Annotated in this window: 9 protein-coding genes; 8 read left to right on the top strand and 1 reads right to left on the bottom strand. The window is 35.5% G+C overall.

Annotated elements, in window-relative coordinates:
• A complete protein-coding gene (locus NNH57_RS20305; protein ID WP_254504226.1) occupies window positions 1-5,874 on the top strand; it encodes an Ig-like domain-containing protein in 5,874 nt (1,957 codons plus the stop codon).
• A 71-nt stretch (window positions 5,875-5,945) separates the two neighbouring features.
• Window positions 5,946-6,821 carry a PorP/SprF family type IX secretion system membrane protein gene (locus NNH57_RS20300; RefSeq protein WP_074409573.1) on the top strand — a complete coding sequence of 292 codons (876 nt, stop codon included), beginning with the start codon at window positions 5,946-5,948 and terminating at the stop codon, window positions 6,819-6,821.
• Between the two features lie 91 nt (window positions 6,822-6,912).
• Here the strand turns inward: NNH57_RS20300 and NNH57_RS20295 are convergent, their stop codons facing one another.
• A complete protein-coding gene (locus NNH57_RS20295; protein WP_074409555.1) occupies window positions 6,913-8,166 on the bottom strand; it encodes an ABC transporter permease in 1,254 nt (417 codons plus the stop codon).
• Between the two features lie 151 nt (window positions 8,167-8,317).
• Here NNH57_RS20295 and purH point away from each other — a divergent pair, with 151 nt between their 5' ends.
• The 6 genes from purH to rodA all read left to right on the top strand — a co-directional run bounded on the left by purH (window position 8,318) and on the right by rodA (window position 15,494).
• Complete coding sequence (gene purH / locus NNH57_RS20290; RefSeq protein ID WP_108807953.1) at window positions 8,318-9,850, top strand: bifunctional phosphoribosylaminoimidazolecarboxamide formyltransferase/IMP cyclohydrolase; 1,533 nt, start codon at window positions 8,318-8,320, stop codon at window positions 9,848-9,850.
• A 43-nt stretch (window positions 9,851-9,893) separates the two neighbouring features.
• Window positions 9,894-10,922, top strand: coding sequence for a rod shape-determining protein (locus NNH57_RS20285; RefSeq protein ID WP_024772404.1), 1,029 nt, complete (start codon window positions 9,894-9,896; stop codon window positions 10,920-10,922).
• Window positions 10,923-11,050: 128 nt separating this feature from the next.
• Window positions 11,051-11,863 carry a rod shape-determining protein MreC gene (mreC, locus tag NNH57_RS20280; RefSeq protein ID WP_074409553.1) on the top strand — a complete coding sequence of 271 codons (813 nt, stop codon included), beginning with the start codon at window positions 11,051-11,053 and terminating at the stop codon, window positions 11,861-11,863.
• A 3-nt stretch (window positions 11,864-11,866) separates the two neighbouring features.
• A complete protein-coding gene (gene mreD, locus NNH57_RS20275; protein ID WP_025668040.1) occupies window positions 11,867-12,373 on the top strand; it encodes a rod shape-determining protein MreD in 507 nt (168 codons plus the stop codon).
• Window positions 12,370-14,241, top strand: a complete 1,872-nt coding sequence (mrdA, locus tag NNH57_RS20270; protein ID WP_074409552.1) for a penicillin-binding protein 2 — start codon at window positions 12,370-12,372, stop codon at window positions 14,239-14,241. The genes mreD and mrdA overlap by 4 nt, the downstream gene beginning before the upstream one ends.
• On the top strand, window positions 14,241-15,494 hold the full coding sequence (gene rodA / locus NNH57_RS20265) for a rod shape-determining protein RodA (RefSeq protein ID WP_074409551.1): 1,254 nt from the start codon (window positions 14,241-14,243) through the stop codon (window positions 15,492-15,494). Before mrdA ends, rodA begins: the two co-directional genes overlap by 1 nt.
• Window positions 15,495-15,496 lie beyond the last annotated feature (2 nt).

Raw genomic sequence — 15,496 nt, 5'->3', positions numbered from 1 at the left:
ATGAAACAATTATACCTTACCTTTTTCGTATTCTCTACCCTACTTTGGGGAATACATGACACTAACGCTCAATTCACAGAGACTTTTGAGTCTCTGTCTAATAACCAGACTACGTTTACCAGCAACAGCCAACCTTTTGAAACAACAGGTGGATTTAGATCCCAAACAAGTTTTCCTGGATCAGGTGCAAGCAATTCTAATGTATACTTGGATAACGATTCTAATGTTGGAGTTGGAACTACATACTCTATCAAAACTACAAATGGTGCTAACTTTACTGCTAGAGATGCTGATATTTTTCTTTCTGTAGATAGTGGTGCTACTGTTGGAGGTAGTGGAGGGGTAATCATTAGAGGTAAACAAGGTAGTACTACTATTTTTACTGTGGTAAAAAACTCAGGAATACCCACTACATTTTCACCAGATAATGGTTTTTTTAATATTGATTTCTCAACAGAAGGAGGGACAGACAACACCTCAATGAATATTAATGAATTAGAATTTGAACTAACAGGTAGTTTCGTTTATATTGCTGTAGATGAATTCACATTTGGTCCAGAAGCAGTAGTCGCAGATACCAACCCTCCATTTATTCAAACTATTGTACTAAGCGGTACACCACCTACAACAACTAATCAGGTTGATTTTATTGTTACTTTTAATGAAAATGCCAGTAATGTAACTACAGATGATTTTTCAATAGATGCTACTGCCAGTGCTACAGGGAATATATCTGCAATTAGTGGATCGGGAACCTCATATACGATAACTGTAAATGGGCTTTCTGGAGAAGGTACGATCAGCATTGATCTTAAAAGCAATACTGATATTATTGATGATTTAGGTAATGGAAATGGAACTAATGGTAATGCTAGTGCATTTACTGCAGGAGAAATACAAACCGTTTCAGCCTGTTTCGAAGAGGATTTTGAAAATTTCAGTGTTGCAAATAACACTTTTAGTAGTAATGGACTTCCTTTTACTTCTACTAACGGGTTAGATGTATTTTTCTTAAACAATGCTGGTGCTAGTGGATCAGATCAATATTTAGATAATAATGGTAGTGGTGCAGGTTCATATTCAATAAAAACTACAGGAGGAGAATTATTTACTATGAAAACTATAGATTTATATCTCTCTTCTATAGTAGCTGGCACCACTCCTACTAATAATGGCACATTGACCATCAATGGCAAAGTAGCCAATACAATTGTCTACACCATTACCAAAACAACAGGTTTTCCCACTACAACTTCAAATGGTGATAATGGGTTTTTTAATCTTAATTTTGCTACAGATGGGGCGGCTGATCATAGCACTACCAATGTAGATGAAATAGAAATAGTAATTGGATCAGCATTCGTATATATTGCGGTTGATCATTTCGAGTTTTGTGAAGAAGGCATTGTAGATACGTTTGCTCCAGAAGTACAAAGCATTGTAGTATCAGGCAATCCAACAACATTAGATACTTCTGTAGATTTTATCGTGACTTTTAATGAAAATGTAATCAATGTTACATCAGATGATTTTTCGGTAGACACCACAGGAACAACAGGAAATATTGCTGGTGTAACTGGATCGAATAATATCTATACAGTTACTGTTAATAATATTTCTGGCGAGGGTACTATTAGTATTGACCTTAATGCTTCTACAAATATTGAAGATGCATTGGGGAACAGTGGCCCTCCTGCTTTTACTAGTGGAGAAAATCATACCGTATCTGCTTGTTTTGTAGAAGATTTTGAATCTTTTGCAGATGGAGCATCTACTTTTACTAGCAATGGGGTACCGCTCTCTTCCACCAATGGATTGGTAGTCAAAAATCAAGTTAATGCAGGAGTTGGTAATTCAGATAAATTTTTAGAGAATAATGGTACTGGAGCAGGTTCATATTCAATAAAAACAACAGATAATTCTTTATTTGCAGCTAATACTACATACTTATATGTATCTTCTATAACAGCAGGGACAACTCCAACGGCAGATGGCACATTAGCAATACGAGGTAAAGTAGCTGGAGTAACAGTTTATACCATTACCAAAACAACAGGCTTTCCTACTACAACAGCAAATGGTAACAATGGGTTTTTTCAGGTAGATTTTGCTACAGATGGATCATCAGATTTTAGTATTATTAATATAGATGAAATAGAAATAGAGATTTTATCTAGTTTTGTGTATCTGGCTGTTGATAATTTTGAAATCTGCTCAGATACTACAGCCCCAAGGATACAATCTATCACTAGACAAACACCAACAACATCACCAACAAATGCTGATACACTTATTTTTTCAGTTTTATTTAATGAAGCTGTGACTAATGTAACTACAGATGATTTTTCTGTTTCAGGAACAACAGGAACTATTACCAATGTATCTGATCAGGGAAATAACACCTTTTTTGTAACCGTTTCAGGAGGTAATTTGGCAGCCCTTAACGGAACTGTATCTTTAGGGTTTGTAGTCTCGCAGAATATCACCGATACTTTAGGTAATGCATTAACCGATACTTCATCAATAAATACTCCTGAAAATTTTGTAGTTGATAATATAGCACCAACAGGATATTCGGTTGCAATAGACCAGAGTCCTATAAATGCCGGGAATGACAACGCAGTAAGTTATACTTTCTCTTCTGCAGAAGTAGGTGCAACCTATAATTACACCTTTAGTAGCTCTGGAGGAGGAACCAATGTAACCGGATCAGGAACCGTAGCTTCTGCAGGAGCAACTATTTCTAGCATAGACCTTAGTGGATTAGCCGACGGAACCATTACGCTTAGCGTAACATTGACTGATGTATCTGGAAATACAGGAAGTGCTGCAACAGATACAGAAACCAAAGAAACCGTTGCGCCAACGGGATATTCTGTCGCAATAGATCAGAGTCCTATAAATGCCGGGAATGATGATGCGGTAAGTTATACTTTCTCTTCTGCAGAAGTAGGTGCAACCTATAATTATACCTTTAGTAGTTCTGGAGGAGGAACCAATGTAACCGGATCAGGAACTGTAGCTTCTGCAGGAGCAACTATTTCTGGAATAGATCTTAGTGGCCTGGGAGACGGAACCATTACGCTTAGCGTAACACTTACCGATCTAAATGGAAATACAGGAAGTGCTGCAACAGATACAGAAACAAAAGATACCGGAGCTCCAACAGGATATTCTGTTACAATAAATCAAAGCCCTATCAATGCCGGAAATGACAATGCAGTAAGTTATACATTTAGCAGTGCAGAAGTAGGCGCAACCTATAATTATACCTTTAGTAGTTCTGGAGGAGGAACCAATGTAACCGGATCAGGAACCGTAGCTTCTGCAGGAGCAACTATCTCTGGTATAGATCTTAGTGGATTAGTCGACGGAACCATTACATTAAGCGTAACACTTACCGATGTAAACGGAAATACAGGAAGTGCAGCAACCGATACAGAAACCAAAGAAACTGTGGCGCCAACAGGATATTCGGTTGTAATAAATCAGAGTCCTATCAATGCCGGGAATGATGATGCGGTAAGTTATACTTTCTCTTCTGCAGAAATAGGTGCAACCTATAATTATACCTTTAGTAGCTCTGGAGGAGCAGGAACAGTAACCGGAACCGGAACCGTGGCTTCTGCAGGAGCAACTATCTCTGGTATAGATCTTAGTGGATTAGCCGACGGAACCATTACATTAAGCGTAACACTTACCGATCTAAATGGAAATACAGGAAGTGCAGCAACAGATACAGAAACAAAAGATACCGGAGCACCAACAGGATATTCTGTTACAATAAATCAAAATCCTATCAATGCTGGGAATGATAATGCAGTAAGTTATACTTTCTCTTCTGCAGAAGTAGGTGCAACCTATAATTATACCTTTAGCAGTTCTGGAGGAGGAACTAATGTAACCGGATCAGGAACTGTAGCTTCTGCAGGAGCAACTATTTCAGGAATAGACCTGACCGGACTAGCCGACGGAACCATTACATTGAGCGTAACGCTCACAGATGTAAACGGAAATACAGGAAGTGCTGCAACAGATACAGAAACCAAAGAAACTGTGGCACCAACAGGATATTCGGTTACAATAAATCAAAGCCCTATCAGTGATCTTAATGACAATGCAGTAAGTTACACATTTAGTAGTGCAGAAGTTGGTGCAACCTATAATTATACCTTTAGTACTTCAGGAGGAGCAGGAACAGTAACCGGATCAGGAACTGTAGCTTCTGCAGGAGCAACTATTTCTAGTATTGATCTTAGTGGTCTAGCAGATGGAACCATTACATTAAGCGTTACGCTTACTGATGTAAATGGAAATACGGGAAGTGCTGCAACTGATACAGAAACCAAAGATACCGGAGCACCAACAGGATATTCGGTTACAATAAATCAAAGCCCTATAAATGCCGGGAATGACAATGCAGTAAGTTATACATTTAGCAGTGCAGAAGTAGGCGCAACCTATAATTATACCTTTAGTAGTTCTGGAGGAGGAACCAATGTAACTGGATCAGGAACCGTAGCTTCTGTAGGAGCAACTATCTCTGGTATAGATCTTAGTGGATTAGTCGACGGAACCATTACATTAAGCGTAACACTTACCGATGTAAACGGAAATACAGGAAGTGCAGCAACCGATACAGAAACCAAAGACACTGGAGTACCAACAGGATATTCGGTTACAATAGATCAAAGCCCTATTAATGCCGGGAATGATGATGCAGTAAGTTATACATTTAGCAGTGCAGAAGTAGGCGCAACCTATAATTACACCTTTAGTAGTTCTGGAGGAGGAACCAATGTAACCGGATCAGGAACCGTAGCTTCTGCAGGAGCAATTATTTCAGGAATTGATCTGACTGGATTAGCCGACGGTACAATAACATTAAGCGTAACACTTACCGATATAAACGGAAATACAGGAAGTGTAGCAACGGATACCGAAAATAAAAAGGCGATACCTCCTACTGCAACTATAACCATTAGTGATTCTATAGTAATAATAGGTGAAACTACTACAATAACTGTTACTTTTTCTGAAGCAGCATCTGGGTTCGACAATACAGATTTAACAATTCCTAATGGAACATTATCTGCTGTTACTTCTACCGATGGTAATATCACTTTTACAGCTACCTATACTCCAGCAATCGATGTAGAAGATAACACTAACATTATCATTCTTGATAATACCGGAATCACTGATAGTGCTGGGAATACAGGAACGGGAACAACAAACTCTTCTAATTTTATTATTGATATGATGCCACCTACAGCAATTGTAGAAATTAGCGATGACGAATTAACAACAGGCAATACAGCTACTATAACCATTATTTTTTCTGAAGCCGTAATTGGTTTTACTAATACAGATCTAACAATACCTAATGGAACGCTCACAACAGTAAGTTCTACCGATGGCAATATCACTTTTACAGCTACATACACTCCAACAACCGGAATAGCTGATACAGAAAATAGTATCACTTTGGATAATACCGGGGTAACCGATATTGCTGGCAACCCAGGAGTTGGAGTTACAGATTCTCCCAATTTCACGATTAATACGCTGCAAGAAATTCCAGTAGCAACGCTTACGTTTGATAAAGGGTTTTCTCCTAATGGAGATGGGATAAATGATACCTGGGTAATAGAAGGAATTGAAGATTTTCCTAATCATACGATTCAACTATTTAGCAGATCAGGCACTAAAGTATTTGAAGCTAAAGATTATCAAAATAATTGGGACGGAATCTCCAATGGCCGTTTAGCAGTTGGAAATGGTAAATTACCTGCCGGAGCATATTATTACATTATCGAAACAGGCAGTCAAGCAGTACCTCCCCTTATCGGATGGATCTATATAAACTATTAATCATGTATAGTTTCAAAAAGAAAGAATCTAACTGTTATTATTTCCATCAAAATCAACAAAATAAAAGTAAAATGAAGTATTTAAAATATATAGTTTTTACGATCATCATGTCTTTTACTGGTAACGCCCAACAAGACCCTCATTTTAGTATGTATAGATATAACATGAATGTAATCACTCCTGCATATGCAGGTACCAATGGTAGTCTTGAAGCAATATTTGCAGTAAGGAGTCAATGGGCTGGAGTTAAAGACGGTCCAGAAGCTCTTAACTTTAATATAAACTCTCCGATAGGCAAAAATATCGGTATTGGATTAACCGCTGTAAGTGACAAAGTTTTTGTGTTAGATGAAACACATCTTTATGCTGACTTTTCATATAAAATAAAAGTTGCTGAAGAGTTAAACCTATATGCCGGGGTTAAAGCCGGAGGGTCTTTTTTAAAAATAAATCTTAATGAAGTTGGTATTGAAGATGACCCATTATTCACCCAAAATGTAAATACATTTAATCCAAATGTGGGTGTAGGATTTTATCTAAAAGCCAAGAAGTACTATATATCACTTTCTGCTCCCGGGTTGCTATCTAATGACAGGTATGAAAAAGAAGGGTTAAATCCTGTATCAGCTAGCGATGATCTGCAGGTGTTTTTAGGTGCTGGATATGATTTTGATCTTAGCAATGATTTTAAATTACGCCCTTCTGCACTTGGTAAAGTCGTAAACAATGCTCCTATATCTTTGGACCTTACCACTTCAATTGTATATAAAGAGCGAATAGAACTAGGAGCTAATTATCGGTTAGACGAAAGTATAACGGCATTTTTTACTGCTAGTTTTTTAGAAAACCTATTAAGCATTGGCTATGCATATGAGCATGTTACATCTGATATAAATACCTATACCAATGGAACGCATGAAGTGATTTTAAAATTTAAGCTGAAGTAAAATAAGGAAAAGTATTTATTTTATATCGAACGAACTTTATTCAAAAAATTATGTGAAATTTTAATCTTCCGCCAAAACGATTAGGACAGAATTACATCCCTGTTCTGATTGCTTCTACAGGATCTAATTTTGAAGCTGACAATGCAGGTAAAATCCCGGCAATCAGACCTATTATCGTAGAAGAAAACATTCCCCAAAACATATTAGAACTAGAAAGTATAAACTTAAAATCACCTGTAAACTGCGATGCAAATATCGAAATTAACCAAACCAACAAGAGTCCAATTAATCCACCAAAAATAGCAAGAATAATTGCTTCAAACAGAAACTGAAATAATATAAATCTTTTTTTAGCACCTAATGCCTTTTGTATACCTATTAAGTTCGTTCGTTCTTTAACACTTACAAACATAATATTAGCAATTCCAAAACCTCCTACCAGAAGTGAAAACATACCTATAAAACCTCCAATAGTAGACATCGTACCAGTAATGTTATCTATAAAATCTGTAAACCCTTGTAATTGATTTACAAAAAAATTATCCCCTTCATCGGGCTTTAACCCTCTATATGCTCTTACTTTTTGTTTTAAGGCTGCTATAAATTCTGGGATATCAATATTAGATTCTGGCTTAATAATTATGGCAGGAAAAGATGATTTATTATTATCTCCATAAATCCTTCTAACCAGATTAACAGGAAGAATAACAGCTGTATCTTTACTATTTCCAAAAAGACCCGCTCCTTCTTTTTGAAGTACTCCTATTACAGTAAGCTTTCTTCCGTATAATCGTACCTTTTTCCCTATGGGTTCACTAGAACCAAACAGGCTATTAGCTATCTCATCCCCTATAACGATTACAGGAGCACCTCCCACAGATTCTTGCTCATTATAAAACCTTCCTTTTACGACCTGTAATTCTTCAATATCATAATAATCATTAGTAACTGGCGCAATCTCTACATTACTTATACTATTATCTTCGTACTTAATTGTTTCAGGAGCTACGTTCAAAATAAAACTGGCTGCTTTAAGATCAGGCATTGATCTATTGATATATTGATATTCCTCAAAAGTTACATCAGGAAATTGTTCTCGTTTCCATTGTGGTATATCAGAAGGGCCAAAAGAAAAACGCATGAGATAAATTGTACTATTATCTAGAGAGCTTATACTTCCTTTGATTTCTTGTTTTAAAGAGTCTACCGCAGCAAGAACACCTATAATCGAAAAAATCCCAATAGTAACACCCAATAGCGAAAGAAATGTACGCAACTTATTGTTTACAAGTGCATTAATAGCAAAATTAAAGCTTTCCTTAAGTACTCTAAGATAGATTAGCATGTTCTATTTTTTGAACTGGATTTTAAATTATTTAAATATAGGACGTTTTCCTTATATTTTTGTTACAATTTATTGAAAACAATTACACATAATTGATTGTCTAATTGGGTACTAAATTGCTATTTTTGCATTTTACTAACTAAATTTTCTCATGAGCAACGCAAAAACTGCTAAATCTGCACTAATTTCTGTATTCAGTAAAGAAGGATTAGCACCTATCGTAAAAAAATTAGACGAACTTGATATCACAATTTATTCTACGGGTGGAACCGAAAAATTTATTAAAGATTTAGGTATTGATGTTATCCCTGTTGAAGATGTTACGTCTTATCCTTCAATCTTAGGTGGAAGAGTTAAAACATTGCACCCAAAAGTTTTTGGAGGAATCCTGAATCGTCAAAATAACGATAGTGATGTTGCAGAACTTGAGCAATATGAGATCCCTCAAATTGATATTGTTATTGTAGACCTTTATCCTTTTGAAAAAACGGTAGCTTCTGGTGCACCTGAGCAAGATATTATTGAGAAAATAGACATCGGTGGAATTTCATTAATTAGAGCAGCTGCCAAAAACTTTTCTGATGTAACCTGTGTAGCTTCGGTTGATGATTATGCAGAATTTTTACAAGTGATTTCTGAAGGAAACGGAGTTATTTCTTTGGCAGATCGTAAACGTTTTGCTGCCAAAGCTTTTAATGTATCTTCTCACTACGACTCGGCAATTTTTAATTATTTTAATAGTGATCATGAAATTGCTTCTCTTAAAATAAGCGAAACCAAAGGTAAGGTATTACGTTATGGCGAAAATCCGCATCAAAAAGGTTTTTTCTTTGGGGATTTTGATACTATGTTTGACAAACTACACGGTAAAGAACTATCATATAACAACTTGCTTGATGTTGATGCCGCAGTAAACCTGATGAGTGAATTTAAAGGAGAGTCGCCAACATTTGCAATTTTAAAACATAATAATGCTTGTGGTTTAGCACAAAGAGAAACTGTTCTTCAGTCGTATATTGATGCATTGGCTGGTGATCCTGTTTCGGCATTTGGAGGTATCTTAATTAGTAATAGCGAAATTGATTCGGCAACTGCCAATGAAATTCATAAACTATTTTGCGAAGTTGTTATTGCTCCTTCTTTTAGTACTGAAGCTATAGAGATCCTAAAAGGAAAGAAAAACAGAATTATTTTAGTACAAAAGGATATCGATTTGCCAAAAACACAAGTACGTACTTGTTTAAATGGTGCACTGGTTCAGGACAAAGATCTTAAAACGGATGCCAAAACAGATTTGGAGACCGTAACTAAGGTAGCGCCTACATCAGAGCAAATAGAAGATCTTTTATTTGCATCAAAAATCTGTAAACACACCAAATCAAATACGATAGTATTTACTAAAGAAAAACAATTATTAGCAAGTGGAACAGGACAAACCTCTAGAGTAGATGCATTAAAGCAATCTGTAGAGAAAGCAAAGGCATTTAATTTTGATCTTAATGGAGCGGTTATGGCTAGTGATGCTTTTTTTCCTTTTCCAGATTGTGTAGAAATTGCAGACAACGCAGGTATTAAAGCTGTGATCCAACCAGGAGGTTCTATCAAGGATCAATTGAGCATTGATTACTGCGATCAAAACGGAATTGCAATGGTTATGACCGGAACACGTCATTTTAAACATTAATTTTATTACATTTACTGAATTTTAACCCCTTTTTTTGACTTTTATGGGATTTTTTGACTTCTTTACCGAAGAGATTGCAATAGATTTAGGTACCGCTAACACATTAGTGATCCACAATGACAAAGTAGTAGTGGATAGTCCCTCTATTGTGGCCAGAGATATTATGACTGGTAAAATTATTGCAGCTGGAAAAGAGGCTGCCATGATGCAGGGAAAAACTCATGAGAATATAAAAACTATTCGCCCACTTAAGGATGGGGTAATTGCAGACTTTGATGCCAGTGAAAAAATGATAAGTATGTTTATCAAAGATATCCCGGCATTGAAGAAAAAAATATTTGCCCCTGCTTTACGTATGGTGATATGTATTCCTTCAGGAATTACCGAAGTCGAAATGCGGGCTGTAAAAGAAAGTGCAGAACGTGTAAATGGAAAAGAAGTATACCTTATCCACGAACCTATGGCAGCTGCAATTGGTATTGGTGTAGATATTATGCAGCCTAAAGGAAATATGATAGTGGATATAGGTGGAGGTACTACAGAAATTGCAGTTATTGCATTAGGAGGAATTGTGTGTGATAAATCGGTAAAAATTGCAGGAGATGTATTTACCAATGATATTATATATTATATGCGTACACAACATAACTTATATGTTGGAGAGCGTACTGCTGAGAAAATAAAAATACAAATTGGTGCTGCTACAGAAGATTTGGAGTTACCACCTGAAGAAATGAATGTTCAGGGTCGTGATCTACTTACAGGAAAACCTAAACAGGTTCAGATTTCGTATAGAGAAATGGCTAAAGCACTTGATAAATCTATTCTACGTATCGAAGATGCTGTAATGGAAACCTTATCGCAAACTCCTCCAGAACTTGCTGCAGATATTTATAATACCGGTATATATCTTGCAGGAGGAGGTTCTATGTTACGTGGATTAGATAAGCGTTTATCACAAAAAACAGATTTACCAGTCTATATTGCAGAAGACCCGTTAAGAGCAGTTGTACGAGGTACAGGGATTACACTAAAAAACCTAAATAGGTATAAGAGTGTTTTGATAAAATAATGTTGTAAAAAAACATTCCTGAAATATACCTAAATTTCTGATTTTACGTTATCCTGCTTTAATACTTGCTAAGTAAGGCTTAGCTTAACATAGAACGTTTAACCAAAGAAGTCATCATACTCTAAATCATGCAGCAGATTATTAATTTTTTAATTAAGAATAAACGTTTTCTGCTATTTCTACTACTATTATGTATAGCACTGATTTTTACTATACAATCACATTCTTACCATAGAAGCAAATTTGTTGGTTCTACCAATTTTTTAAGTGGAGCGCTATATAGTTGGCAACACTCGGTAAGTGACTATTTTGGTCTAAAGAAGGAAAATCAGCGATTACTAGAAGAGAATGAAAACCTTCGTAATCAACTAAGTGCTCTAGGGGTAGATTCTGTTGCTACAAAATATCTGGACACGCTATCTTTTGATAAACCTTATACTTTTACCAAAGCCAGGGTAATTAAAAATGATTACAGCAAAATTGATAACTACATCCTGATTAACAAAGGCGAAAAAGATAGTATTGTACCCGATATGGGGATTATTACAGATAAAGGGATTATAGGAATTATAGAGAATACTTCAAAAAATTACAGTAGAGTGATTTCTATTCTTAACAGTAATTCTAGAATTAATGCCGGATTAAAAAAGTCTAACCAGTATGGTTCTTTAATCTGGAATGGAAAAGATCCAAATATTGTTCAGCTAGAGACTATCCCTCGACAAGCAATTCTTAGAGAAGGAGACACTATTATAACACATGGTCGCTCGACTATTTTTCCAAAGGGAATAGGAATAGGAACAATTGCCAGTTATAAATTAAATCAAAACAAAAGCTATTATTTAATAGATGTCAAATTATTTAACGACATGAGTGATATTGGTTTTGTTTATGCAATAAAAAGTAGGGATATTGAAGAAATTAAAAGCTTAGAGAATTAAATCATGAACAGGGATACTTTACTACATATCATTAGATTCATTGTTTTGGTTTTAATTCAGGTATTTATCTTAAACCATATTAATTTTTTAGGATACCTAAACCCATATATCTATATCATTTTTATTCTTATGGCCCCTATCAATATTAATAAAGGGCTTTTTCTTGTAGTAAGTTTTATGTTAGGATTGATCATAGATATGTTTGGTGATTCTGGAGGCGTACATGCCGCCGCATGTACAGTTATTGCATTTTTTCGTCCAGTAGCATTGCGATCGGTATTTGGGCTTAGTTATGAGTTTCAAACCGTAAAACTAAGCAATGTTGGATTTGGTGAACGTTTTGCTTATGTAATCTTAATGGTTTTAACACATCATATTGTACTTTTCTCGTTAGAAATTTTTAACTTCTCTCACATACTATTAATCATTAAAAAAACGTTATTTTCTAGTTTATTTACAATAGTGATTACCATGCTGGTTTTGGTATTGTTTAGAAGAAATGATTCATGAGAAAATTACTACTCTACCTAATAATTATTACTACTGGTATTGTCTTTGTTGCAAGGTTATTTTATTTGCAGATATACAATACTTCTTTTGCCTCGTTATCAGAAGATAATGCGATCAAAGTAATTTATGATTACCCTCAAAGAGGAGCTATTTATGATCGAAATGGAAGGTTACTGGTCACCAACCAACCTTCATACGATGTTATGGTTATTCCCAGAGAATTAAAACCTTTTGATACTTTAGAGTTTTGTTCTATTCTTAATATCGGTAAAGATAAACTTATAAAAAGGCTTAAAAAAGCTAGAGTCTATTCTCCAAGAGTACCTTCTATAGTTATACCACAATTGACCAAAGATGAGTATGCCTATCTTCAGGAAAAAATGAGGAAATTTGAAGGTTTTTATATTCAAAAACGTTCATTAAGGGATTATCAAACTGTTAATGCTGCAAACGTATTAGGGTATATTGGTGAAGTAAACGAAAGGTTAATAAAAGAAGATCCTTATTACCTCTCTGGAGATCTTATTGGTATTGATGGTGTAGAAAAACAATATGAGAATGAGCTTAGGGGTATCAAAGGAGTAAAACGAATTCAAAAAGATCGGTTTAATAGAGATATAGGGCCATATAAAAATGGAAAATTTGACACTCTTCCTGTAAATGGAAAAGATCTTACCTTAACTCTGGATTCAAAACTACAGGCATATGGACAAAAACTTATGCAAAACAAACGAGGAGGTATTGTAGCTCTAGAACCTTCTACAGGAGAAATATTGGCTTTGGTAACAGCTCCAACATACAAACCAGAATTATTAGTAGGAAGAAAACGGTCTCCGAATTTCACCAAATTAGTTTATGACACTATTGCTATACCACTTTTTGATAGAGGTCTAAAAGCCGAATACCCTCCGGGATCACCATTTAAAACAGTTAATGCATTGATAGCATTACAGGAAGGGGTAATTGATACCCAGGAAAGTATTTCTTGCAGAATGGGGTATTATTATGGAAAAAATGGAAGAAAACTTGGTTGTCATTCCCACAGAAGCCCTTTAAATATGATTCCAGGTATAGCTAATTCTTGTAATGCATATTTTGCAACAGTATACAGAAGAATTATTGAAAAGTATGACACTCCGCAAGAAGGAATGGAAACTTGGAGAAAACATGTTGAAAGTTTTGGCTTAGGGAATTATTTGGGTTATGATTTACCAACAGGAAAAAGAGGGAAAGTGCCAACCGCAAAATATTACAATAAGATTTATCAATATCCAACTTATAAATGGTATGCATCTGCTACATTGTCTAATGCTATAGGACAAGGAGAAGTACTTTCTACTCCTATACAGTTAGCAAATATGACTGCTGCGATTGCAAACAGGGGACATTATTTTACTCCGCATATTATAAAAGCAATAGATGGCAAGCCCATAGAAAACGAAAATTATACTATTCCTAAAGTTACAACAATTAACAAAGAGCATTTTGAACCTGTGGTAGAAGGAATGTATCAGGTATATACCCAAGGTACTGCTCGATCCTTACAAGTCGAAGGTATTGAGATATGTGGAAAAACAGGAACAGCAGAAAACTTTACCAAAATTGATGGTAAAAAAACCCAACTTACCGATCATTCTGTTTTTGTAGCATTTGCTCCAAAAGATAATCCCAAAATAGCAATAGCTGTATTTGTCGAAAACGGATATTGGGGTGCTCGTTATGCAGGAAAAATTGCTTCACTAATGATAGAACAACATACAAACGGGGTCATCTCTAGAACAGATTTAGAAGATTGGATTCTCACACACAGTCTCGAAGAAGAATATGCCAAACCCTACAGTGGCGAACCATTTAAAATTAATCAATAATGGCAAGATCCAGTGTAGCTGCAATAGATTGGGTAACAGTCTTATTATTTTTATTACTTGTTGGTTTTGGGTGGGTAAACATCTACTCTGCTTCTTCTGAGAATGAAGCCTTCTCATTAGCTGATTTTTCACATGCATATGTTAGACAAGCCTATTGGATTTTATTCAGCATAGTATTGATTATTATCACTCAGGCTATAGAGGCAAAATTTTATGAACGCTTTGCTGGATTAATTTATGTAATATCATTACTATCATTATTAGGTCTTTTTGTATTTGGAAAAAATATAAATGGTGCGACATCCTGGTATCAGATTGGGCCTGCCGGGTTACAACCTTCAGAGTTTGCCAAAGCATGTACAGCATTAGCCCTGGCTAAATTCTTAAGTGATATGCAAACTAATATAAAAATTCTTGGCTATCAGGTTAGAGCTTTTTTAATTATTGTAATACCAGCCGTATTTATTATACCCCAGCCCGATCCGGGAAGTGCATTGGTATATGCTGCTTTTTTCTTTCCATTATACAGAGAAGGTCTGGCCACTATATATCTAATTGTTGGAGCTTCTGCTGCAGGATTATTTATCTTCACATTGCTTTTTAATCCAATATGGGTAGTTCTTGTGGTTGCAGCTATTATGCTATTTATACTTATTAGAAATAGAAAACGAAAACCGAAATACTCAAGATATCTTCTTACCATTATTGTAGTAGCCGGATTTTGTTTTTCGGTTAATTATATCTTTAACCACGTATTCGAACAAAGGCACAGAGATCGATTCAATATTGTTTTAGGCAAAGAAGTAGATTCAAAAGATAAAGGCTATAATATCAATCAAAGTCAGATCGCTATTGGTAGCGGTGGCTGGACTGGCAAAGGATGGAAAGAAGGAACACAGACTAAAGGACGTTTCGTTCCAGAACAACGTACCGATTATATATTCAGTACCGTTGGTGAAGAGTGGGGTTTTCTGGGCGCCACTATGATTATAATTCTATTTATTTTATTATTAATTCGACTTATCCATCTAGCCGAAAGACAAAAATCTCAATTTAGCCGCGTATATGGTTACAGTGTAGTTGGTATCTTATTTATTCATTTTACAATAAACATAGGAATGGTAACAGGATTAATACCGACTATTGGGATTCCTCTTCCTTTTTTTAGTTATGGAGGGTCTAGCTTATGGGGATTTACAATTTTACTCTTTATTTTTATTAAACTAGACGCTAATCGAGTAAATGAGTGGTAACA

It is taken from the genome of Aquimarina spinulae, from assembly GCF_943373825.1.
Lineage (GTDB): Bacteria > Bacteroidota > Bacteroidia > Flavobacteriales > Flavobacteriaceae > Aquimarina > Aquimarina spinulae.
The sequence above is the reverse complement of the archived record's forward strand: the minus strand, read 5'-3'. Positions and strand labels throughout refer to the sequence as shown.

Excerpts from the sequence above, each read along its gene's own strand:
- mrdA (WP_074409552.1), top strand. The coding sequence starts at position 12,370 with ATGAGAAAATTACTACTCTACCTAATAATTATTACTACTGGTATTGTC.
- purH (WP_108807953.1), top strand. The coding sequence starts at position 8,318 with ATGAGCAACGCAAAAACTGCTAAATCTGCACTAATTTCTGTATTCAGT.
- NNH57_RS20285 (WP_024772404.1), top strand. The coding sequence starts at position 9,894 with ATGGGATTTTTTGACTTCTTTACCGAAGAGATTGCAATAGATTTAGGT.
- mreD (WP_025668040.1), top strand. The coding sequence starts at position 11,867 with ATGAACAGGGATACTTTACTACATATCATTAGATTCATTGTTTTGGTT.
- mreC (WP_074409553.1), top strand. The coding sequence starts at position 11,051 with ATGCAGCAGATTATTAATTTTTTAATTAAGAATAAACGTTTTCTGCTA.
- NNH57_RS20295 (WP_074409555.1), bottom strand. The coding sequence starts at position 8,166 with ATGCTAATCTATCTTAGAGTACTTAAGGAAAGCTTTAATTTTGCTATT.
- NNH57_RS20300 (WP_074409573.1), top strand. The coding sequence starts at position 5,946 with ATGAAGTATTTAAAATATATAGTTTTTACGATCATCATGTCTTTTACT.
- NNH57_RS20305 (WP_254504226.1), top strand. The coding sequence starts at position 1 with ATGAAACAATTATACCTTACCTTTTTCGTATTCTCTACCCTACTTTGG.
- rodA (WP_074409551.1), top strand. The coding sequence starts at position 14,241 with ATGGCAAGATCCAGTGTAGCTGCAATAGATTGGGTAACAGTCTTATTA.